This is a genomic window from Paenibacillus sp. FSL K6-1318 (genome assembly GCF_037976905.1).
Lineage (GTDB): Bacteria > Bacillota > Bacilli > Paenibacillales > Paenibacillaceae > Paenibacillus > Paenibacillus amylolyticus_A.
In genome coordinates this window covers 4,339,548-4,362,764 of the sequence record NZ_CP150270.1, presented here as the reverse complement: position 1 = coordinate 4,362,764, position 23,217 = coordinate 4,339,548, and the positions used below count along the sequence as shown (strand labels likewise).

Genomic DNA, 23,217 nt, shown 5'->3' with positions numbered 1-23,217 from the left:
AAAGAGATGTCACTCCCGAAAGAACGAATTGATGTTCTGCTGGTTGAGCAGGGCTATTATGAAAGTCGTGAGAAGGCAAAAGCTGCAATCATGGCTGGACTGGTGTACGCCAATAATGAGCCGATCGAAAAGGCGGGCATGAAGATTCCAAGGGAAGCCGAGCTGAAAGTTAAAGGCTCGGTACATCCCTATGTCGGCAGAGGTGGATTAAAGCTCGAAAAAGCGATCCGTCATTTCGGCCTTGATATGAATGGACTTGTCATGCTCGACATCGGTTCATCCACCGGTGGTTTTACGGATTGTGCACTACAGCATGGTGCGTCTCATGTATACGCTATTGATGTGGGCTATAATCAGCTCGACTGGTCTTTGCGTAATGATGAGCGGGTTACCGTGATGGAACGAACCAATTTTCGCTATGTGACTCCCGATGATCTGACGGGACCTGTGCCGAATTTTGCGAGCATTGATGTGTCGTTCATTTCATTGCGAATCATATTGCCGCCACTCTTGGCCCTTTTGGAACAACCTGCAGATATCGTAGCATTGATTAAACCTCAATTTGAGGCAGGGCGTGAAAAAGTAGGCAAGTCCGGTGTGGTACGTGATACAAAGGTACACAAGGATGTTTTGCAGACGATGCTCCATTTTGCGAGTCAACTTGGTTTGCATCTTCAGAGTTTAACTTTTTCACCCATTACTGGTGGAGAAGGTAATATAGAATTTCTCGCTCATTGGCGTCTGGAAGCACCAGAGGCAACACAACCAGAGAACGATCCAGCTTCACTTGATACACTTGCAGAGCAAGTTGCGAAGGAAGCAGCTCATACATTTACGGGAAACTCATCATAAGATGGGTTTCTTTTCGCTGGAAAGATGATTGGTGTAAAGGGAAATCGTTACTAGACCTCGAATATGTCTTCGAGGTGAGCGATAATGGATGGACAATATGACACAATCGTTATAGGTGTACTTGCTGTCTGTTTGATCTTGTGGCTGTTCTTTGGCTTGCGTAATTGGCTGAACCGACCGATGCCAGTAAGCTTGTCTGGAATGCAACTGAACGTGAAAATTCAGGATTCCCCGGCATTGGATTTGCTTGAAGCCCAGGGTTACGAAGTCATCGGTGGCAAAATGAAAGTTCCTTTGGCTTTTGAGGCCAATGAATCCGTTTATTACAGCAGATTATTCATTGACTATGTTGCAGAACGTGAGGATCTCAGATATCTGGTGAAAACGTCTCGTCGCAGACAGCCACTTGAAATGACCGGACCGGCGTTAAGGGATCGCTTCCTCAATTATCTGTTATTATATCCGGGCTGTGAAGGGCTGCTGTATGTTGACGTCGAGGATTCCGATATTAAGTTAATCAGGCTCATGGACTATCAGGAAGATGTGTATGATGGGGATGATCTGGACTAATATAAAAGAATGAACATTGCAGGGCAAAGTCTGCGGCGAACAACACTTGCTGCTTTATTGCAATACATTTAACTGGAGGCATGTATGAAAGGACAAAGGCACATCAAGATTCGTGAAATCATTAGTCAAAATGAAATTGAGACCCAGGATGATCTGGTTGAAGCACTGCGCCAATCAGGTTTTCAGGTGACTCAGGCGACGGTATCCCGGGATATCAAGGAGCTTCTGTTAATCAAGATTCCTATGGATGACGGACGCTACAAGTACTCTTTGCCGACAGATCAACGATATAATCCGATTCAAAAGTTGAAGCGTGCACTCGTGGACAACTTCCTGCATATTGATCACACGAACAATCTGGTTGTGATGAAATGTTTGCCGGGAACAGCCAACTCCATTGCAGCTTTGCTTGATAATATTGAGTGGAACGAAGTCATGGGCACGATCTGCGGAGATGACACCATCCTCATTATCTGCCGGACTGAAGGTAACAGCGTGACTGTTATTGAACGCATCATGGGTTATATTGCTTAAAGCAATGGTTCAAAAACATAATTTCTGAGTTAGTCATCCGGAGGTGTTTTTGCAGATGTTAGTTACTTTATCGATTCGCAATCTGGCTGTGGTGGAAGAAGTGGACGTTGTATTCCATCCAGGATTCCATGTACTTTCAGGGGAAACGGGTGCGGGTAAGTCGATTATTATAGATGCACTGGGCTTAATTGCTGGTGGGCGCAGTTCAGCGGATCTGATCCGGTACGGATGTGAGAAGGCAGAGATGGAAGCCTTGTTCGAGATGGAGCAGAGTCATCCGGTATGGCAGACATTAGAGAAGCTGGGTATCCATTGTGAGCCTGAAGAGCATTTGGTTATTCGGCGTGAGCTGAATACACAGGGAAAGAGTACGTCCCGCATTAACGGGCAATTGGTCAATCTGACGATGCTGAGAGAAGTTGGCGAGAAGCTGATTAATATCCATGGGCAACATGAACATCAAAGTTTGCTGCGCGCTGAGAGCCATCTGGGGCTTCTAGACACCTATGGCTCGGAAGTAATCGGACCGATCAAAGCGAAGTACCAGGAGCGCTACAGCAAGTTTATCACGGCGGAAAAAGAACTGCGTGCGCTTCAGGAGTCCAGTCAGCGTGCATATCAGCTCTTGGACATGTATCGCTTTCAGCTTGAAGAGATCGCAGCCGCAAGCCTTACACGAGGTGAGGATGAATTACTCGGGGAAGAACGGGTCAAACTATCCCATAGTGAGAAAATGATGGACAGTGTTGCTGGTGCATATGATCTGCTCAGTGGTCAACGCGGGCTTGAAGCTGTGAGCATTGCTCTTTCTAGAATTGAAGACATATCTGGCTACGATAGCAAAGGTCTGCAACCGATTGTAGAGCAACTGCAATCGGCATTTTATCAATTGGAAGATGCGACATTCCAGTTAAGGGATTACCGGGAGAAGATTGAATTTAATCCGGCAAGGCTGGAAGAAGTGGAGCAAAGGCTGAACCTGATTTCTGGCCTCAGACGGAAATACGGGGACAGTGTGGAACTTATTCTGAGTTATTATGATCAGATTAGCCATGAAACGGACCAGCTGGAGAACAAGGACGAACGGCTTGAGAAATTGCGAGCTGAACGTGACAAAATGCTTAACCTGGTGATGGAGTCTGCTGAAGAACTCAGCAAAGTTCGCAAACAATGTGCCGAGGAGCTTGCTGCTCAGGTGGAGAGTGAGCTCAAGGATCTGCAGATGGAGCGAACTACACTGCGTGTTCAGATTACTCCCTTTGAAGATCCAAAGGGCATTGAATGGAATGGACGCCGTATTCGTCTGAATCGTCAAGGTGCGGACAACGCGGAATTCCTGATCTCACCGAACCCTGGTGAGCCACTGCGACCACTGGGCAAGATTGCTTCGGGTGGTGAGTTGTCGAGAATGATGCTGGCGATGAAGAGTATCTTTGCACGACATGACCGGATACCTGTATTGATTTTTGATGAAGTTGATACAGGAGTTAGCGGTAGAGCAGCTCAATCCATTGCGGAAAAATTGTTCCGCTTGTCTTCGACTTGTCAGGTTTTCTCAATAACTCACTTACCACAAGTGGCTTGTATGGCAGATCATCAGTATCTCATTGAGAAACATGTTTACGATGGACGGACGGTGACGCAGGTGGAATCGCTGTCAGACGAAGGCAGAGTGAAGGAATTGGCACGTATGCTGGGCGGCGTGGAAATTACAGAAAAAACGCTGCATCACGCACAGGAAATGCTGAATCTGGCGGAAGCCAAAAAAGGGTGAAACGGACGGCTGGCGTAATGATTGACAGTAATAAAAGCCTGGGGGCGAGGTTATCTTATAGGTACGCAATTGGCGACCACCTTTCGTCAAGCGAAAGAAGCAAAGGGAGTGTGACAGCCATTGAATTCCCCCCTCAGGAAGAAATTGCTAGGTCTTTTATTTGCCTTCTTTCTTTGTGTGATTAGCCAGGCCATTCAGCCTGTGCAAAGTTATGCTTCACTGCCGGATGAATTGCAGGTGTTTGCTGGCAGGCAAGCGGATGTCCGGCTCGCTGTTCCTGCTGCTTCAAGCGCCGTTGTAGATCGTCCTGATATCGTTGGTTTGGATGATCAGGCAGGGATGCATGTTACCAGGCAACAACCTTTGCATCTTCACCCTCAACAGACGGGACATGCCAAATTAACGTTGAAGTTGTGGGGGAAAATTCCGGTAAAAACAGTCCATGTGAATGTGATACCGGATTTGCGTGTTGTACCCGGGGGTCAAACGATTGGCGTCAAAGTTAAATCGGCAGGCATTCTGGTGGTAGGTCATCATCTGGTCCGTTCCGGGCAGGATGAGCGTGTATCGCCAGGAGAAACGGCAGGCATTAAGCTTGGAGATCTGATTACGCATATGGATGGTAAACGCCTGGATGGCGTGGCAGGTGTCTCTGAAGCCGTTGAACTTGCAGGTAAAAGTAAAAAAGGTATTGATGTTGTGTTAAAACGTGGTAAGGAAACGGTGAAGACACGATTAACTCCGGCGTATGACTCCGAGGATCAAGCGTGGAGGCTTGGATTGTATATTCGTGATTCCGCAGCCGGTGTTGGCACACTTACCTTCTATGCTCCAGATCAGGGCGTTTACGGCGCACTGGGCCATGTTATTACAGATATGAACACACAAACATCTATTGTTGTGGGTAGTGGTCAGATCGTTCAGTCCAATGTGACGTCCATTTCTAAAAGTGAGACCGGTGATCCGGGTGAAAAACGTGCTCATTTCCTCAAGGAAAGCAAAATTTTGGGCAATATTGAACGTAATACGGCTTTTGGCATCTTTGGTAAAATGTCCGGAAATCCTGAGCACAGTCTGTATTCGAAAGGTATTCCCGTCGCTTTTTCTCATGAAGTGAAAGAAGGACCGGCCGAAATACTTACCGTGGTTGACGGTCAACAAGTTGAACGCTTCTCCATTGACATTGTTCATGTGGCAGATCAAACCGAACCAGCAACAAAAGGGCTGGTACTTCGAATCACGGACCCGAAACTGCTGGATAAAACCGGAGGTATCGTTCAAGGGATGAGTGGCAGCCCCATTGTACAGAATGGTAAGTTGATCGGTGCAGTTACTCATGTATTCGTGAATGATCCGAAATCGGGTTACGGTTGCTTCATTGAATGGATGTTACAAGATGCTGGCGTAATGATGAAAAAGGAAAACGATAAGAACCTCAAGGCTGGCTAATCAGCCCTGAGGTTCTTTTTTGTCGAAAGCAAACATAATATATCGGATAATGAAATAAATTATTTATTATATAGGATCAAGAAAAAAAAATAAAGAAAAATAATTTTCGACAGGAGGAATTTAACTTGCTGTGTCGAAAATTTAACCTGTAAGGAAATGTACGAAACGATGTTTAATTTAAAGGAGGATACCGTTTTGCAAAAAAATTGAGGTATTGCTTGCCGATGATAATCGTGAATTTACGAATTTGCTTGCCGAATATATATCTGAACAGGAAGATATGGAAGTAACCGGTATTGCATACAATGGAGAAGAAGTACTGCAATTGCTGGAGCAAACTCGGGATGTGCCGGATGTATTGATTTTGGATATTATCATGCCTCATCTGGATGGACTGGGTGTGCTTGAGCGCTTGCGCAACCTGAACCTGTCTCCACAGCCTAAAGTCATTATGCTTACGGCATTCGGACAAGAGAATATCACACAGCGTGCCGTGCAACTCGGAGCTTCCTATTACATTCTTAAGCCGTTTGACATGGAAGTGCTCGCGAATCGTGTGCGTCAACTGGTGGGAACGCAGACGGCGATGTCCACAAGTAGCGGTTCATCCATGTTCATGAAATCCAATGTCGTGCCAATGGGCAAACACAAAAATCTGGATGCCAGCATCACGTCCATCATACATGAAATCGGCGTTCCTGCGCATATTAAGGGATATCAGTATTTGCGCGAAGCCATTACGATGGTGTATAACAATATCGAAATTTTGGGAGCCATCACCAAAACATTGTATCCGGCGATTGCCGAAAAATTCAAAACGACGCCATCCCGCGTCGAACGTGCCATCCGTCATGCGATTGAAGTGGCTTGGACTCGCGGTAACATCGACAGCATCAGCCACTTGTTTGGCTACACGATCAACATCAGCAAGTCGAAACCAACAAATTCGGAATTCATCGCGATGGTTGCTGACAAGCTGAGAATTGAGCATAAGGTAAGCTGAAAGGGTCAGCAGTAGTGATTGGGCAAGAAATCTGGATTCAGATTAGATTTTAGCCAAATGAATTTTGGCGGTCAATATCTGAATTCCTTCATTTCATGCCTCTAAACTTCTATCATATATGCCAACGAATACCGTCATTTATTGGAGTGAAAATATCCAGTAAATGACGGTATTTTTGCATAACGAACTAACACAGATCATGGGGATAAAAATTATCTTTCATAAACTTTTACTTTCAGTTAACGCTTTTTCAAGTAGAAAGTGGTACGATGTGACCATTGACAAAGACCTACATATATATTTGAAAAGTTCGGATTAGATGCTACGAACAGAGGAGTAGAATAGTATGTTTACGCAAATAGGCAAGATTGCTGAACCGATTCCTGTAGTACAATCTGATACAAAATGTGATATCGTCTATCATCTTTTCAAGTCCAATCCTAGTCTGGAAGGTATAGCTGTTATGGGGGAGAAGGGTGTGTCATTAATGATGCGGCCCCGATTCTTTCAGCAGATTGGTACCCAGTATGGCTATAATCTGTACATGGGACGTCCTGTAGAACTGGTGATGAACACGCAGGCACTAGTTGTGGATTATTCGGAACAGATTACAGATGTCAGTGTTCTTGCCATGGACCGAGATGAAGGGGAAATATATGATCTTGTGTTGGTCACGTCAGGAGAAAGTTTCTTTGGCGCTGTGAGTATTCGGCGTTTGCTACTCGCTGTTGCTGATGTACGGGCTGAAATGGCGATTTTTATGAACCCGCTGACTGGTCTTCCTGGTAATCATATTATAGATGAAAGGCTGTCTCAGGCTCTTCAGATGGACCAATTTAGCGTACTGTACGTTGATCTCGATCAATTCAAATCCTACAATGATAGCTACGGCTTCAAAATGGGGGATCAGCTTATTCAGGCGACAGCTAACTTGCTTCGCAAGCTATTTGTTCCCCCTGAAGCCTTTCTTGGACATATCGGTGGTGATGATTTTATTACAATCCTGAATCACCATGATTACAAATATATTAGTGAGGAAGTCATCTCAGGTTTTGAGGAAATGAAAAGGACGTTTTACAACGAACATGATTGGCATCATCAATATGTTCTGGGGGAAGGACGTTCCGGGCTAAATCGGCCCATTCCTCTTGTGTCGGTATCCATCGCCGTTGTAACCAATAGCAAGCGAAAATATGAAAACATAGATCAGATCATTGATGAGGCCACACGCATCAAAAAAGGTTGTAAAGCGATTGCTGGAAGTATCATCTGTGCAAATGATACCGCCACTACTCCGTGCTAGAAATAAAATTTCGAGAACGTAGAGGACAGAGAGGACCTGAAGATGTCTGTCTAAAAGCTTTCTGTAAGAAAGCTTCTTCGGAAGCTGAGGCTTCGCCTCTATACCCATAACGTTAAAATACAGAAAAAACCGCTACTTATCAGGAGTTAGTCACCTGTAATAGCGGTTCTATCATTGGATGCGAGTCAAAGGTTGTGTAGCAAACGAGCCACTTTAATCTTTAAACCCATTATGTATACATATAAGTATGTTTGATCAATGCGTACTCAGATTCGAATATCAACGGATGGATATGAAGCAGTAGGAGATGTAGAAGCGGTAGTTTGCGGACCATTTCCTGATTCCTGATCTGTGGTTCCGCCATCTGATGGGTGCTCCTTACTTCCCGTTTTCTTTCCTTCGTTTACTTCCTGATCTTCTTCTCCAGATGTTGCAGAGATAGGTGGTTGTACTCCATTTTTAGGTGTGGGCTGATGGATCTCTTCCACCAGTTCCCCAATCTTCTGATTGACCTTATTTAACTGGGAGTTGATGTCCTGGACGGTCTCTCGCTTTGCCTGAAAGACGGTGCGTTCTGAATTTTCCAGCATCATTGATTTGCCAAGATCGAGATCATTTGCGGGAGGATTTATCTCCAGAACAAGTCGGTCAAAGCGGGTTTCTCCTTCGGTGGTCTGAATGGAGCCCTGCATGCGATCACGCAAACCGACCAGCTTACCCAATTGATCATAAGTCTGACTATGCTTGATCAGGTGATCGAGTGAAGGGGCTTGTGCCTCGTCGGTTGGTTTGGGTTGTTGCTGTTGAGCCTTTTCGGGCTGTCTTAATTTGTTCTTTTCTTGCAATTCTTCAGCTTTAATTTGGGCAATCTGGCTGTCGATCTGGGAAATGGAGCTTGTTAGGGATTTGATTCGCTGAGCTTTGGTTTTGGTATCCAACTCGTCATTGGTTTTTACCCCTTGCATTTCTTCATTGAGCCGAATCTTCTGCTGCATAAGTCCCTGAATTTCTTTATCCCGATTGGAGACTTGATTCCCGGGAGTGAAACTGCTTTTGGTTGCAGATGAGATTGAATTCATATCCTCTGTTCTCCTTCTCCGCTTTATCATGGTTCTATTTACATATATCGGATGTTAAGAGAAGGATTTGAATAGCTCTTTTTTCTTCTGAATGGATTCATTGAGATCGGTTGTATTGCGTACTTCATCATAATAATTGATAATGGTTATCAATAAGTGAGTGGAAGTTCAGACACAATCTATGTAGACGGAGATGGGTTAGCAAAATGTGGAATGATTATTATATACTCTGGAACTATGCTGCTGTGAGTATAACAGATATCCGATACATGGAACTCGGGGCATATGAGGAGATGAAATACAAATTTCCGACAAGTACTTTTGTACTCACCATTCAGGGTGATGCTGGAGTAATGATCGACAATCAAACGTATGAAGTGAGCCGCTTTTATGTTCTCCATGGGGGAAAAGGGAGTAAGTTGGTTATTCAAGCGGGCGAAGCTGGATTGCGCTTGTATTACTTAATGTACAAAGCGAGTCTGCCTAGTGGAGGGAGAAACGATCTGGGAAGGTTAATGGAGCGTATCAATCCGTTCGAATTGAACTATGGGTTTAGCCCCGATACACCAACCATTCTATATGAGCAAGTGAAGCAGATGCACTTTTTGTGGAATCAAAAGAACCCCATTCAGCACTTTCAGGCCAAGAGTTTGTTCTATCCTTTTGTGGAGCAGATATCATCACAGATTCCTCGTGTATCCAATCGTTATCCGAGTATTGTGGATCAGGTCAGCAAAATCATTGAAATTGTAGAATCTTCATACACCGAGCCGCTTACACTTCATGTTTTGGCAGAAATGATTGGCACCAGCCCAAGAAGTTTGTCACGCAAGTTCAAGCAGTCGACTGGAACCAGTCCCATCGATTATCTGATTCAGTTTCGTTTGTTCAAAGCCAAAGAGATGTTGCTGCAAACGGATGCCACGTTGGATGAGATCGCTGTAGGAATCGGTTATCCGGATGGATATTATTTGGGACGTATGTTCAAGAAACATACGGGTCTTTCTCCTTTGCAATTCAAAGAAAAGACCTCAGCACCTCTAAATTGGCCTGATCTGACATTAGGCATGGCGCGAAATGACATTTTCAGAGGTGGAAGTGGAAGGTATGTTTATACTGATGGTGATAATCATTATCAATATAAGCATGGAGGGTCAACAAATATGAACAGACAGACAAGAACGGGAATGTTGCTTAGCATTTTACTAAGTCTTACGTTACTGCTAAGTGCCTGCTCAACAGGTGTTGCCAGTAATTCAAGCGGGGATGCATCCGGAAGCAAAAGTACGTCAAGTTCCACGAACACAGTAACAGCGGATAATCAAACCAAAACATCTGAACCACGTACAATCTCAACGGTGAAGGGAGATATTACAATCCCTGCTGAACCTAAACGGATTGTGGTTGACTTGTATCTGGGAAGCCTGATTGCTCTGGGGATCAAGCCTGTGGGTACACCGGAGATGAACCTGAAGAATCCTTATTTTATTGAATCACTTGAGGGTGTGCAGAATATTGGTGAATATGAAACCATCTCTCTCGAAAAGGTATTGGAGCTTGAACCGGATCTAATTGTGACAGGTAATCCTGATTTATTTGATTCCTTTAGCAAAATTGCGCCTACCCTGGTTGTTCCTTATGGGGAATTGAAAAACACCCATGAAGAGATCGCCTACTTTGGGGAAGTGCTGAATAAAGAAAAAGAATCCGAGGCATGGTTAGCTGATTATGACGCAAGAATTGCAGATGCCAAGAAGCGCGTTGGTGAGGCGATTGATCCAGCAGCCGAGGTGTCGGTCATGCAGTTTTATGATAAAGGACCGTTGGCCTTTGGTGATAATTTTGGTCGGGGAGGTCAGGCAGTCTATAGCGCGCTTGGTTTGAATCCTCCTGCAGATAAAAAAGAGATCTTAATGAAGGATCAACTGGTTGAAGTTTCATCGGAAGCAATTCCTGAATTTGCCGGAGACTACATCATTCTAACAGCAGATAATCTGACCCTGGAAGAGTTGAAATCCAAACCGGTCTGGAGCTCACTGGATGCAGTTAAGAATGATCGAGTGTTTATCTGGAGCCCGGATCGTTCATGGTATTTTGACCCGATTGCAACATTGGATCAGACCGAGGAATTGGCCGCGTGGTTTACGAAGATCTCTGAACAAAAATAAATGTCATGAATGCTCGATAAGATGAAATCCATTTCCAGTCTAAATTACAGTTGATAATGAAAATTATTATCATCTATAATGAGAGATATATTAGTGAACCTCTGCTACGCATATGTTATAGGATGTGTGGCAGAATGATGACCTTGTAAGGTCTTTGTTCCGGGTGAGACTGGGATTGGAGAGTATTCGATGCAATTAGACGAACAAATGAAATGCTGGAATCATGCCGCTGTTAAGATTCTGGATATACGCCGGATCGTTATGGAGGCGGGAGCGCACCTGGATGCCTATACACTTCCGGCAAATGGTTTTATATATACGATTCGAGGATCGGCTCAACTTCAATTGGATGGACAAACATACAAGGCAGAGCGATTTTATATGCTTCATGGGGCGAAAGGATCTTCACTGGCTATTCAAACCAACGAAGATTTCGAGTATATTCTGCTCTATTACAGAGCATTCCTGGCCTTTCCTAGTTATCGCAAAAAGTGGTTATTGGCACAGCCTGAGGTTGCACCGTTCTCTTTGCAATATGGATTTACGCCAAGTAGTCCGCTTGGGTTGTTACGGTACCTTGATGAGCTTGAAGGTGCATGGGCACAGTCTGGCAGTTTGGATCTGCTCCATACGAAAAGTTTATTTTACCAATTCATTCATGAAATGATGGTTCAGCTGGCAGAGCAGGAGATCAAAACAGAGCTTGCTGATCCGGTGAAACAAACGCTTCGTTACATACAGAACCATTACAGGGAACAGGTTACGCTTGATTTCTTGGCTGAACAATTCAACTATAGCTCCCGGCATTTATCCATGCAATTCAAACGACAGACGGGTTACAGTCCGATTGATTATTTAATTCAGACCCGAATCGCCAAGGCTCGCAATCTCCTTTTGCGATCGGATGCAACGCTGAGTGAAATTGCAGCAGAAGTGGGTTATTCGGATGTATATTATTTTAGTCGTATTTTCAAAAAACATGTGGGGATCTCTCCGATTCTATACCAACGAAAGATGAGAGAAGAGGCGCGAAGAGAGGATCGTCCATTGCAAATCTCTGAATCGTCCATTGGCCGGAGATGGAAGTCGGGATATATTGATTATGAGAATCATTATCAATATATAGACGGAGGGTCTACATCAATGAAAAGAAGAAAAACAAGTTCCAGTATGATCATGGTTGCATTATTGAGCATAACGATGCTCCTTGCAGCCTGTTCTTCAGGTACAGCACAAACACCAGCAGCTGGCGAAGGAACGGGTGCCGGTTCCAATAACAGCAGTACGGCAGTGTCATCAGACACCGGAAGCCAGACGAACAAAGACAATGAAACACGCACAGTCTCAACGGTTAAGGGTGATGTGGTTGTTCCAGCCAATCCCAAACGGGTTGTTGTATTGTATCTTCAGGGGGATGTCGTCGCACTTGGAGTTAAGCCAATTGCTACCTCAGATGTATACGACGGGGCTGCATACAAGAGCGAGCTAGAAGGTGTAAACGCACTGGGTACCTGGTTTGAACCGAATCCTGAAGCTGTTATTGATCTTGATCCGGATCTGATCATTGTTCCTTCAGAAGAGACGTATACGTTATTAAAAGATATTGCACCTACGGTATATATTCCGTATGAGAAATTGTCTACAGAAGAAAGACTCCATAGTATAGCGAGCATTTTTGGCAAAGAGCAGGAAGCTGAGACGTTAATCAACAATCTCAACACCAAAGTTGAAGACAGTAAGAAGACTCTTGCAGATGCAGGAATACTGGACAAAACAATCTCCATTGTAGAGGGCGGTTTGAAAGGTATGGTCATTGTAGAGAGCAAGCAATTTGGCCGGGGATCTCAGGCGGTATATGAGTACTTGGGGATGAAAGCACCTGAAGTTGTACAGAAGAAAATTGATGTGGTTTCGGACGCGGCCGGCTCCAACATCTCCATGGAAGTACTTCCTGAATATATCGGGGACTATGTGTTTCGCTCGGTGTATGAAGGAGCAGATAACTTGACGGATAATCCAATATGGAGCAGTATCCCTGCGATCAAAGAAGGTCGTCTGATTGAGATTGATTTCGATTTCTTCTATTACTCGGATATTTATTCAATCAATAAACAACTTGATTTTGTCGTGGAAAAGCTGTTGGCGGCTCCAAGAGCACAATAGTGAAGAGCGAACTTGTTGATAGAAGTTTTGTACAAGAAATGTTTGTTTTTTAGCCATTGTAATTTGATAAGATTACCATTAAACTAGGATTTAAGTGATAATGAGAATCGATATCAAATACTCGATGTTCTGGATCGAATTAACGGAGGTATTTTTAATATGAATCAGCAGTTGGAACTTTATGATGTAACCATTATCGGCGGTGGCCCAGCGGGCATGTACTCTGCCTTTTATAGCGGCATGCGGGATATGAAGACCAAGTTGATTGAGGCACGTGACAGATTGGGCGGTCGCATGCTCTTTTATCCGGAGAAAATGATCTGGGATGTTGGAGGTGTGACGCCAATTCTATGTGAAGATCTGATCAAACAATTGGAAGAACAGGCACGAACTTTCGAGCCAACCCTTGTATTTGAACAACAGATCGAAGGATTTGAACGTCAACCTGATGGCACGATTCTGTTAACTTCTGCAACAGGTGAACAACACTGGACACGTACTGTCATTTTGGCAATCGGATACGGTATATATAAAATGGCCAAGTTGGAGCTTGAAGGTGCAGACCGTTATGAGGTTAGCAATCTGCACTATACGGTGCAGGAACTGGAGCCATTCCGTGGTAAACGCGTCCTGATCTCAGGCGGTGGCGATTCTGCTGTAGACTGGGCAAATGAACTGGAAGCACTGGCAGAGCAAGTTACCGTTGTGCATCGTCGTGACCGCTTTGGCGGGCTGGAGCGTAATGTACTGCGTATGAGAGAATCCTCTGTAGATGTCCGGACACCTTATGCGGTAGAGACACTGCATAGTTTGAGTGGTGATGTGATTGAGCAAGTGACCATTTCACACGTGGACACAGGCGAAACTGAACTGCTTGAAGTGGATGCTGTCATTGTAAACCATGGCATGAAGAGTGATTTTGGTCCAATTCGGGATTGGGGACTTGATCTTGGCGAATGGCATGTCACTACGACAGAGAGATTGCAAACGAATATTCCTGGCGTTTTCGCCGCAGGCGATTTTGTAGATTATGGTAGCAAACTGTACCTGATTGCGGGTACTTTCACGGATGCAGCCCTCGCGGTAAACAGTGCGAAGTTATACATGGACCCTGAAGCGGAGAAAGTGGCTTATGTTTCTTCCCATAACAGCCGCTTTAAGGAGAAAAATAAAGCTCTTGGTGTTGTAGAAGAATAAAGTCTGCGTTTGGATACGATTAAGATGACTTTGGGTTCATTCCAAAGTCATCTTTTTTTGCATAAAATGGGTAATAAGAAGGCATAATTTCATCAGACACAACGGCTATCGAATTGAATATACACTACCAAATGTCTATAATAAGCCTGAGAAACTGTAGAATGACAACTATATATAAAAATAGATAAGAGTGGAGTGCAGCGTATGAAGAAGGGTTCACAACCACAACGAGGCTTCACCTTCATCCAGCGGTGGTTCAAGCGACCTGATAAGAAAAAGATCAAATGGTCCGAAATGTATCTCGCACTTGCCGGTGCGCTTCATCGCTTATTGGTTGAAGGGCGGCGTGAACGTTCAGCAGCCAAACGGTTACATCAGGATTTACCCATCAACGCTTTGGGGGAGATGAAGCTGGAGCCAGGGGATATCGTGTACACACCAAGCTCGGAATCCACCTATTACGCCGGGCATATGGGCATTATCGGACTCGATGGGAAAGTGTATCATGTGCACCCTTATGGGCCTGTATTTGCGGACTCATTGGATTGGTACCTTACACGTTTCTATGAAGGAGATCGCTTCATTGTATTCCGTTCCAGACTGAATGAGGCAGGCATGAAGGCAGCCGGGTGGGTACAGGATCATTACAAACAGGTCAAATTTTACCGTTTGCAGACCAATCTGCGCAGTATTGAGCGCAATTACTGCTCCAAGTTTATATACCAGGCCTATCAGTTCACATCCGGACTGGACCTGTGGAGCCGCAAATTTACCCGAATGAATCAGGGATATATTTATCCTTTTCGAATTGAGCGCTCACCAGAGCTGGACGTTCTGGGAACTTTTTATAAATAAGGATGTAACCGACTAAAATGCTGTTCTTCCGAAAGTAAGGAAAGCAGGTTATGTCGGTTTTTTTTATATGTATAGAGATTAAAAACAGGAAAAACGCTCAAAACGTCGAATAGATTATGAGATAGGCATGCACAACTTGGAATCGTATACATAAAAAAAGGCGCGATGATTTTTAGCCCAGAGCAAAAAACGACTACAAAAGTAGGCGAACAAGAAAGAGTGAAGCGAGATGAAATGGCCGGGCTTCTTACGCCGATTCCGACTGAACAAAAACGTAGTGAAGCTATCGGACTACACCCCAAAAAAGGAAAGGAGGCACTACTGTTCCATATGTAAGAAAAACGTTGAATCGGTCGTGCATTACGCGGCTCCACAGGGAAATGTTTCAGGTGTATGCAGTTCCTGTAAGACTTTGGCGGATGAACGAGGAATGTTCCCCATTTAATAAGAAGAGATGCGCTCAGGAAATAACAATTCTTTGATTTATGCGCGTTTTTGTAGTACATTAGCAAATGTATTCGAAGGAGGATTCTAATGTACTCAGGTAGACAAGACGATACTTTATACATCATGACCTACACCTTAAACAGCGGTATCAAGGGTACGGTTCCACTGTCTAATAAGCAGATTATTGAGTGGCTGGATTGCTACAGAAATGAGAAGCGCTTCGTGACCGAAATCGGCAAGGAGTTTTTTGGATTGAATGCAGGATTGGTAGCAGACTTTAAGGTTCAGAATCATTTATCGGATTATCAGCAGACCATTATGCCTACGCAGCAGCAGGATAACCTGGAACGCTTGTCCAGTGCTTATAAATCAACCGAGTTATTAATGAAGATTGATTGTAAATGCGGCACGGCTTACGTGACGGAATCTCCATATAAGCGCACGAAATGGTACTGCACGAAGTGTAAAGAGATTGTATTTTTGGATGCAAAAAAAGGAATGGTGGAAACGTCGCGTGGTGACGCTTACTACATGACCAACAAATATTTTGTTTCCCGGGACTAGCGGGAAGTGATCCTGTAAGCATCGCTGCAAAGCGGTGCTTTTTTGTGCAATGGTTTGCTGCCACACACAAAAAAAAGCCCAAAAGGGCTTTTTGGAGGATCTCAGAGATCTCTTAGAAATTATGATGAGCATTCAACTTTGTGAGGAGGAATGAAGCAGCAACGACAGCGTGGCTCGTAAGCTTCTGAATCGCCGATCATGACAACCGGACCCAAGGTAACGGGTTCCCCGTTGACGATACGTTGCGTAAAGGCAGCATCTGGGCTGCCACATACGGCACAGAAAGCCGAGAGTTTCTCAATGTCATCTGCCATCGCGAGCAAACCGCCGACATATCCGAATTCCTTACCACGGTAATCCATATTAAGTCCGTCCACAATAACATGTTTGCCACAGTACGCTAGCTCCGAGACGAGTTCCATAATGGCACTGCTGAAAAATTGTACTTCATCAAATGCAACAACATCAGCATCTATGGTTTGGTTCAGGATCATTTCTACGGATTCCGGGGTTAATTGCCGGGGAATGGAATGGGCAGGGAGTCGATAACCAATTCGGCTTACGATCTCGTCCTGGGCAAACCGATCATCCTCGGCTGGTTTGTAGGCCACAACCTTTTTACGGCCAAATTGTATTAATTTCTGACAACGGCGAATGAGTTCACCGGATTTTTCACTGAACATGGGTCCAGTAATTACGGTAATACGTCCTGTTTGCACGGTGCTGCTACTCCTCTCACATACGGGATTCAACAAAAAAAGCGACCATTACAGAGTACCACAAAATCTTTGGAAAGAGCCAGAACTAATCTGTGCAGCTTTGTGTTACTATATGGATTGTTAAGCTATTGGTTCCGGCAGCTGTTAATAGGAGTTATGGAAAAGAGGTGTTTACGATGAGTGAAGCATTAACATCACTTCAAGCGCAATATGAAAGCCTGAAAGAACAGGGATCTCTAGATGAAGCGGCGCAGGCCTTATTTGCAGAACTGTTCGCAGAAGCGGAGCGACTGCAGGCAAGTAATCTAACGTTGCGCAGAACGATCTTGAAGTCTTCTTCCAAAGAATCACGTATGTCTACCAAACTGCGGGATGCCTTATACGAATGACCCGGAGATTACTCCGGGTCCTCTTCTGTCTTTAATTTGCGAGGGAATAGAATACCTGCTGTAATTCTGGCAATCATGGCAAAGGTGAGGCCAATGCCTGCAAACATGTAGATCACGGTAAAGGCTTTGCTGAATCCGGTGGATGGCACAAAATCAGGATGTCCCACCGTAGTCAAAGTAACCGCACAGAAGTATAACGCATCGATCCAGTGCAGACCTTCAACACGAGTGTAAAACAAAGTGCCTGACAGCAGTGTTGCTGCCGTTAACGCGAACAGAGCCAGAAACTTGGGGTCTTTGAACGCATGGAAAATACCTTTGAGCAGTCGTTGTAACGTGATTAGAAATGAAACCATGATGATCCATCCTGTCTATGTAAAGTTGTCGGTATGTGTTGTATAGACACACAAAAAGCCCGGACTCATGGAGTCCTTCCGGGCGTCTCTGCTTTTTCGGGTACACTTTTGGACCGGAAACGGGGACCTACATAATTACGCTTGCGGTCACGGAACAGGATCCAGCCTCCCAGGAAACTCATACCTGCCGCAAAAAGGACAAGTCCACCGGCAAAGGAAAGCCACTGGAAACCTGGTGAGATCAGTTCGTTCCCGTGCTCGGCATAATATAGGAACAGGGCATCTTTCATCATCAGAAAACCCTTCATTGCCATTAAACCGGGAATGACCAGAACAACAATCGCCAGAAATCGCGCAAAGACTAATCTTGTATTCATGAGCATTATACCCTTTCTGCCAAAGTCGACATTAAATAAAGGTTACGCTTACAGATCATACCTTATTCCATCATAGCTTGGAATGCATAGGCTGTCCATGTGTGATCGCTTCAAATTTTGAGTTGACCGCTCAAGGAGAGTACAATGACAGATAGAGGGTATAAGCCAAACCATGATTCAAGCCATCATAAATGATATTGAAATTTGATTCATAGAGGAGAGCATGAGAGATGCCAATTACATGTGATGTTGCAATACTTGGAGGAGGGACCGGTGGATATGTAGCCGCGATCCGGGCTGCGCAGCTGGGGAAACAGGTCGTTATTATTGAGAAGGACAAGCTTGGGGGAACCTGTCTGCATCGTGGCTGTATTCCGAGTAAGGCTTTGCTGAAAAGCGCGGAAGTATACGCCGAGATTCAGGAGAGCGAGACGTATGGTATCGAGACAGCTGGAGCTACGCTTGTATTTCCCAAAGTACAGGCGCGCAAGGATGCGATTGTGGAGCAGCTTCATCAGGGCGTTCAATATTTGATGAAAAAAAATAAAATTCAGGTCGTACACGCGAACGGTCGCGTTATTGGACCATCCATCTTCTCCCCGCAGAGCGGAGCGGTTGCTGTAGAGTTCGAAGATGGCGAGATGGATACGGTTGTACCAACCAATCTCATCATTGCCACTGGTTCGCGTCCTCGCGTGCTGCCGGGCCTGGAACCGGACGGCAAGTTTATTATGAGCAGTGACGAAGCACTGCGTATGGATGAGCTTCCTGCATCACTCATCATTGTCGGTGGGGGTGTGATTGGACTGGAGTGGGCATCCATGCTGAATGACTTTGGCGTTGAAATCACTGTGGTTGAAGCAGCGGCTCATGTGTTGCCTGCCGAGGATGAAGATGTTGCCAGAGAAATGCAGCGATTGCTTGGCAAACGGGGTGTTCGTTTCCTGACGGGTGCCAAGGTTCTAACAGAAACATATAGCACGGATCAAGAGGGCATCCAGATTGATGTGCAGCTTGGTGACGATAAGCAGGAAACGTTGAGAGCGGAGAAAATGCTCGTATCGGTTGGACGTCAAGCTAATGTCGAAAATATCGGACTTGAAAATACAGATATCAAATTGGAACGCGGCTTCATCGCTGTGAACCAACAGTTACAAACCGGTGAAGGTCACATCTACGCCATTGGCGACTGCATCGGCGGTCTACAGCTTGCGCATGCCGCAAGTCATGAAGGCATTCTCGCTGTCAATCATCTGGCGGGGGAAACGGTACATGCTGTGGAATCCCATCGTATTCCGCGCTGTGTGTACACACGTCCGGAAGCAGCTAGCATCGGATTCACCGAGCGTGAAGCCAAAGAACGTGGCTATGAACTCAAAACAGGCAAGTTCCCATTTTCGGCCATTGGCAAATCGCTCATTCATGGAAGTCGGGATGGATTCGTGAAGGTGATCGCAGATGCCAAGACGAATGATATATTGGGGGTACATATGATTGGCACTCATGTGACGGAATTGATCGCAGAGGCTTCTCTGGCTCAGATGCTGGATGCCACACCTTGGGAAGTCGGACAAACCATTCATCCGCACCCTTCTCTGTCGGAAATTATGGGTGAAGCCATGCTCGCGGTCGATGGAAAGGCCATTGGAATGTAAGCCAAACAGGCTTATGAGAAAGGTCCTTTCCTTTTTTGGGTAAAAGGGATTATAATAAGGTTAAGCCAAGTCTTAGTACCAGGTTATAAGATCGGGTAGTAAGGTTTGCGCAGGCTCTGATTAAAAGGAGGTACCTCATATGAGTTCACAAGGTACTGCAGACGCGGTCCACCGGCATCAACAGCTGGGACTTAGCGATGGTGAAGTATTGGATATGTACAAATACATGCTGCTCGCACGCAAGTTTGACGAGCGTTGCTTGCTCTTGCAACGGGCTGGCAAAATTAACTTTCACGTATCCGGTGTAGGACAGGAAGCTGCGCAAGTAGGCGCCGCTTTTGGCCTGGATCGGGATCACGATTATTATTTACCTTATTACCGCGATTACGGCTTTGTACTGGCGGTAGGCATGACTCCGCGTGAGTTGATGCTGTCTGCTTTTGCGAAAGCAGAAGATCCGAATAGTGGCGGTCGGCAAATGCCCGGTCACTTCGGTCACAAAAAGCTGCGGATTGTGACGGGTTCCAGCCCGGTTACAACACAGGTTCCGCACGCTGTTGGATTTGCACTGGCTGCCAAAATGAAGAAGCAAGAATTTGTTTCTTTTGTTACGTTTGGCGAAGGATCGAGCAATCAGGGTGACTTCCATGAGGGAGCCAACTTTGCAGGTGTGCATAAATTGCCTGTCATTATTATGTGTGAGAACAATCAATATGCAATTTCGGTACCAATTCACAAACAGTTGAGCGGCAAAATATCCGATCGAGCACAAGGATACGGGTTCCCTGGACTGCGTGTAGATGGAAACGATGCATTAGAAGTATACGCTGCAGTGAAGGAAGCGCGTCGCCGTGCTATAGCCGGAGAAGGCCCAACACTGATTGAAGCGATGATGTATCGGTTGTCACCTCATTCCACCTCCGATAATGATCTGGCTTATCGGACCAAAGAGGAAGTTGAGGAGAACTGGAAGAAAGATGGCGTTCCTCGCATGAAGAACTACTTGATCGATTGCGGCATCTGGGACGAAGCCCGGGATGCGGATCTGGCTTCCCAGCTTGCGATGGAAATGAAAGAAGCAACTGAATATGCAGACAACGCGCCATATCCGAAACCTGAGGACACTCTGACGCACGTTTATGCGGACAGCGAAGAAGGGGGACGGTAAGTATGGCAGTGATGGAATATATTGATGCAATCCGTCTTGCGATGAAAGAAGAGATGGAACGGGATGAAAATGTTTTTATCCTTGGTGAAGACGTAGGTCTCAAAGGTGGTGTGTTTACCACAACTAAAGGGCTGCAGGATCAGTTTGGCGAAATGCGAGTGATGGATACACCTTTATCCGAATCCGCTATCGCAGGTGTTGCCATTGGTGCAGCGATGTATGGCATGAAGCCCATTGCCGAAATGCAATATTCGGACTTCATGCTGCCGGCAACGAACCAGATCATTAGTGAAGCTGCGAAAATCCGCTATCGCTCCAACAATGACTGGAGTTGCCCGATCGTTATCCGCGCGCCGATTGGTGGAGGGATCTTCGGTGGGTTGTATCACTCCCAATGTCCGGAATCAATCTTCTTTGGTACACCGGGGCTAAAAATCATTGCTCCTTACTCGGCATACGATGCCAAAGGGCTGCTCAAGGCGGCCATTCGCGACCCGGACCCGGTACTCTTTTTTGAAAATAAAAAATGTTACAAGCTTATTAAGGAAGATGTGCCAGAAGATGATTACATCGTTCCGATTGGTAAAGCCAACGTACTTCGTGAAGGTGCGGATATTACGGTGATTGGCTACAGCCAGCCGTTACATTTTGTAATGCAGGCTGCTGAGGAGCTGGAACGTGAAGAAGGCATTACAGCACACGTTCTGGATCTGCGCACATTGCAACCGTTGGACCGTGAAGCGATTATTGCTTCCGCTCGTCTGACAGGCAAGGTGCTGATCGTACACGAAGATAATAAAACCGGTGGTGTAGGTGCCGAAGTTGCCGCTATTATTAGCGAGGAATGTCTGTTTGAACTGGATGCACCGATTCAGCGTCTCTGCGGACCTGACGTGCCGGCTATGCCAATTAGCCCAACATTGGAGAAATTCTACATGCTGAGCAAGGACAAAGCCAAAGCAGCAATGCGTACACTTGCCGAGTTTTAATTTCGTTTTTTGGATCGTTTAAAAGTAAAGTTTGGAGTGATAATCAAATGGCTGAACGTATGAAATGGATCGAGGTCATTATGCCGCAATTGGCGGAATCGCTGGTCTCGGCTACCATAGGCAAATGGTTGAAAAAACCGGGCGACCGTGTGGAACAGTACGAGCCGATCTGTGAAGTAATTACCGATAAAGTCAATGCCGAGATTCCATCCACCGTGGATGGAATTATGGGTGACCTTTTGGTGGAAGAGGGCACAACGATTGCTGTTGGTGAAGCAATCTGCCGCATGCAAGTCGCTGCTTCCGACGAAGAAGCGGCCGAGCAGGTAACACAAGTATCGCAACAACAGGAGCAAGTGCAGCAACATGCGAACCCTACTCCTGTTGCCGCGTCAAATACAGCAGCACATGATCCCAACCAGCCGATGCGCAATCGGTATTCCCCGGCAGTGCAATCCTTGGCAGCAGAGCATGGTTTGAACTTGCAAAGCATCCAGGGAACTGGAGCGGGTGGTCGTATTACCCGCAAAGATGTGCTGACATTTGTTGCACAGGGAGGTAACGCGTCTGCATCTGCACAAGCATCACCTGCAGCAGTACAGCATGCGCCTTCTGGTGTGCCGTCTGCATCTCCATTCAGCGGAGTGAATCGTGGAAATGGAGAAATGGGTTTAACCGCAGGAGAAGCGATCTCAGCGTCCGATGCAGGTGTTCCTGTGAGACATTCAGGCATTCATCTAACCGAAAGTCCGAAAATTCCACAGATCGAAGTGGAAGGTGGCGGCCAGGGAAGATCGGAGTATTTCATCGATGTTACCCCTGTGCGTAATGCCATTGCCCGGAATATGCGTCAAAGCGTATCGGAAATCCCGCATGCATGGACGATGATCGAAGTGGATGTAACGAATCTCGTGATGCTGCGCAATAAACTCAAGGATGAGTTCAAGCGTAAGGAAGGCATCAACTTGACATATCTGTCCTTTATGATGAAGGGAGTCGTTAACGCGATTAAAGACTACCCGATCATGAACTCGGTATGGGCGGTCGATAAAATTATTGTCAAACGTGACATTAACCTGTCCATGGCGGTAGGAACCGAAGATTCCGTACTTACACCAGTAATCAAACATGCCGATCAGCGAAATATCGCAGGTCTGGCCCGTGAAGTCGATGAGCTGGCTCGCAAAACACGTGAGGGTACGTTGAAGCTGGACCATATGCAGGGTGGTACGTTTACGGTGAACAACACGGGGTCATTCGGATCGATCCTGTCCCAGCCAATCATTAACTATCCGCAGGCAGCGATTCTTACATTTGAGTCGATTGTCAAAAAGCCAGTGGTGATTAATGATATGATCGCCGTTCGTTCGATGGCTAACCTGTGTCTGTCGCTGGATCACCGAATCCTGGATGGCGTAATCAGCGGACGTTTCTTGCAACGTGTCAAAGAAAATCTGGAAGGATACACTATGGAAACCAAGGTGTATTAAGTTAGACATTTTGCATCAATCCAAAGAGCGGTTTCCAATCATCAAGTTATAGATCGAAATGGTTCTATTCGTCTAGAACTTGTACCCGGGAGCGTTTGAAAATGAATGATGCAAAA

The 23,217-nt window shown here is 45.6% G+C and carries 21 protein-coding genes; 17 read left to right on the top strand and 4 right to left on the bottom strand.

The genetic code is table 11. From position 1 onward, the window contains the following. The first annotated feature begins 6 nt into the window (after positions 1 to 6). The 7 genes from NYE45_RS19275 to NYE45_RS19245 all read left to right on the top strand — a co-directional run bounded on the left by NYE45_RS19275 (position 7) and on the right by NYE45_RS19245 (position 7,485). A complete protein-coding gene (locus NYE45_RS19275; RefSeq protein WP_340013646.1) occupies positions 7 to 852 on the top strand; it encodes a TlyA family RNA methyltransferase in 846 nt (281 codons plus the stop codon). Between the two features lie 84 nt (positions 853 to 936). Beyond that, positions 937 to 1,422, top strand: coding sequence for a hypothetical protein (locus tag NYE45_RS19270; RefSeq protein WP_340013645.1), 486 nt, complete (start codon positions 937 to 939; stop codon positions 1,420 to 1,422). Between the two features lie 84 nt (positions 1,423 to 1,506). After that, entirely contained in the window at positions 1,507 to 1,956 is a 450-nt protein-coding gene (argR, locus tag NYE45_RS19265; protein WP_264927708.1) for a transcriptional regulator ArgR, read from the top strand. Between the two features lie 55 nt (positions 1,957 to 2,011). Continuing rightward, positions 2,012 to 3,730 (top strand): DNA repair protein RecN, encoded by a 1,719-nt coding sequence (gene recN, locus NYE45_RS19260; protein WP_340013644.1) that lies wholly within the window; start codon positions 2,012 to 2,014, stop codon positions 3,728 to 3,730. Between the two features lie 120 nt (positions 3,731 to 3,850). Beyond that, positions 3,851 to 5,179, top strand: coding sequence for a SpoIVB peptidase (spoIVB, locus tag NYE45_RS19255; protein WP_340013642.1), 1,329 nt, complete (start codon positions 3,851 to 3,853; stop codon positions 5,177 to 5,179). A 187-nt stretch (positions 5,180 to 5,366) separates the two neighbouring features. Further along, positions 5,367 to 6,182 carry a sporulation transcription factor Spo0A gene (gene spo0A / locus NYE45_RS19250; RefSeq protein WP_340017402.1) on the top strand — a complete coding sequence of 272 codons (816 nt, stop codon included), beginning with the start codon at positions 5,367 to 5,369 and terminating at the stop codon, positions 6,180 to 6,182. 346 nt (positions 6,183 to 6,528) lie between these two features. Continuing rightward, positions 6,529 to 7,485, top strand: coding sequence for a GGDEF domain-containing protein (locus NYE45_RS19245; protein ID WP_340013641.1), 957 nt, complete (start codon positions 6,529 to 6,531; stop codon positions 7,483 to 7,485). 266 nt (positions 7,486 to 7,751) lie between these two features. Here the strand turns inward: NYE45_RS19245 and NYE45_RS19240 are convergent, their stop codons facing one another. Next, positions 7,752 to 8,564, bottom strand: a complete 813-nt coding sequence (locus NYE45_RS19240) for a hypothetical protein (protein WP_340013640.1) — start codon at positions 8,562 to 8,564, stop codon at positions 7,752 to 7,754. A 293-nt stretch (positions 8,565 to 8,857) separates the two neighbouring features. Here NYE45_RS19240 and NYE45_RS19235 point away from each other — a divergent pair, with 293 nt between their 5' ends. From NYE45_RS19235 to NYE45_RS19215, 5 genes are all read left to right on the top strand, one after another. Then, a complete protein-coding gene (locus NYE45_RS19235; protein WP_340013639.1) occupies positions 8,858 to 10,732 on the top strand; it encodes an AraC family transcriptional regulator in 1,875 nt (624 codons plus the stop codon). Between the two features lie 189 nt (positions 10,733 to 10,921). Next, positions 10,922 to 12,895, top strand: a complete 1,974-nt coding sequence (locus NYE45_RS19230) for an AraC family transcriptional regulator (RefSeq protein WP_340013638.1) — start codon at positions 10,922 to 10,924, stop codon at positions 12,893 to 12,895. 159 nt (positions 12,896 to 13,054) lie between these two features. Next, positions 13,055 to 14,092 carry an NAD(P)/FAD-dependent oxidoreductase gene (locus NYE45_RS19225; RefSeq protein WP_062835253.1) on the top strand — a complete coding sequence of 346 codons (1,038 nt, stop codon included), beginning with the start codon at positions 13,055 to 13,057 and terminating at the stop codon, positions 14,090 to 14,092. 204 nt (positions 14,093 to 14,296) lie between these two features. After that, a complete protein-coding gene (locus NYE45_RS19220; protein ID WP_076333246.1) occupies positions 14,297 to 14,947 on the top strand; it encodes a hypothetical protein in 651 nt (216 codons plus the stop codon). Between the two features lie 534 nt (positions 14,948 to 15,481). Then, positions 15,482 to 15,958: a hypothetical protein gene (locus NYE45_RS19215; protein WP_017687614.1), complete on the top strand. Its 477-nt coding sequence runs from the start codon at positions 15,482 to 15,484 to the stop codon at positions 15,956 to 15,958. A 119-nt stretch (positions 15,959 to 16,077) separates the two neighbouring features. Here NYE45_RS19215 and NYE45_RS19210 read toward each other — a convergent pair whose 3' ends face one another. After that, positions 16,078 to 16,677, bottom strand: a complete 600-nt coding sequence (locus NYE45_RS19210) for a thymidine kinase (RefSeq protein ID WP_062835251.1) — start codon at positions 16,675 to 16,677, stop codon at positions 16,078 to 16,080. 176 nt (positions 16,678 to 16,853) lie between these two features. Between NYE45_RS19210 and NYE45_RS19205 the strand changes: the two genes are divergently transcribed. Continuing rightward, positions 16,854 to 17,066, top strand: a complete 213-nt coding sequence (locus NYE45_RS19205; RefSeq protein ID WP_133385409.1) for a hypothetical protein — start codon at positions 16,854 to 16,856, stop codon at positions 17,064 to 17,066. Positions 17,067 to 17,074: 8 nt separating this feature from the next. On the opposite strand, the gene NYE45_RS19200 is transcribed toward NYE45_RS19205, so the two are convergent. Both NYE45_RS19200 and NYE45_RS19195 read right to left on the bottom strand, forming a co-directional pair. Then, positions 17,075 to 17,422: a potassium channel family protein gene (locus NYE45_RS19200; protein ID WP_062835249.1), complete on the bottom strand. Its 348-nt coding sequence runs from the start codon at positions 17,420 to 17,422 to the stop codon at positions 17,075 to 17,077. A 65-nt stretch (positions 17,423 to 17,487) separates the two neighbouring features. Beyond that, on the bottom strand, positions 17,488 to 17,805 hold the full coding sequence (locus tag NYE45_RS19195) for a DUF2627 domain-containing protein (protein WP_062835248.1): 318 nt from the start codon (positions 17,803 to 17,805) through the stop codon (positions 17,488 to 17,490). A 224-nt stretch (positions 17,806 to 18,029) separates the two neighbouring features. Between NYE45_RS19195 and lpdA the strand changes: the two genes are divergently transcribed. The 4 genes from lpdA to NYE45_RS19175 all read left to right on the top strand — a co-directional run bounded on the left by lpdA (position 18,030) and on the right by NYE45_RS19175 (position 23,101). Beyond that, positions 18,030 to 19,454, top strand: coding sequence for a dihydrolipoyl dehydrogenase (gene lpdA, locus NYE45_RS19190; protein WP_062835247.1), 1,425 nt, complete (start codon positions 18,030 to 18,032; stop codon positions 19,452 to 19,454). Between the two features lie 139 nt (positions 19,455 to 19,593). Beyond that, a complete protein-coding gene (locus tag NYE45_RS19185) occupies positions 19,594 to 20,622 on the top strand; it encodes a thiamine pyrophosphate-dependent dehydrogenase E1 component subunit alpha (RefSeq protein ID WP_036607878.1) in 1,029 nt (342 codons plus the stop codon). A gap of 2 nt (positions 20,623 to 20,624) precedes the next feature. After that, positions 20,625 to 21,611, top strand: a complete 987-nt coding sequence (locus tag NYE45_RS19180) for an alpha-ketoacid dehydrogenase subunit beta (protein ID WP_017687621.1) — start codon at positions 20,625 to 20,627, stop codon at positions 21,609 to 21,611. Positions 21,612 to 21,658: 47 nt separating this feature from the next. Then, positions 21,659 to 23,101 (top strand): dihydrolipoamide acetyltransferase family protein, encoded by a 1,443-nt coding sequence (locus NYE45_RS19175; protein WP_340013637.1) that lies wholly within the window; start codon positions 21,659 to 21,661, stop codon positions 23,099 to 23,101. The last annotated feature ends 116 nt before the right edge of the window (positions 23,102 to 23,217 follow it).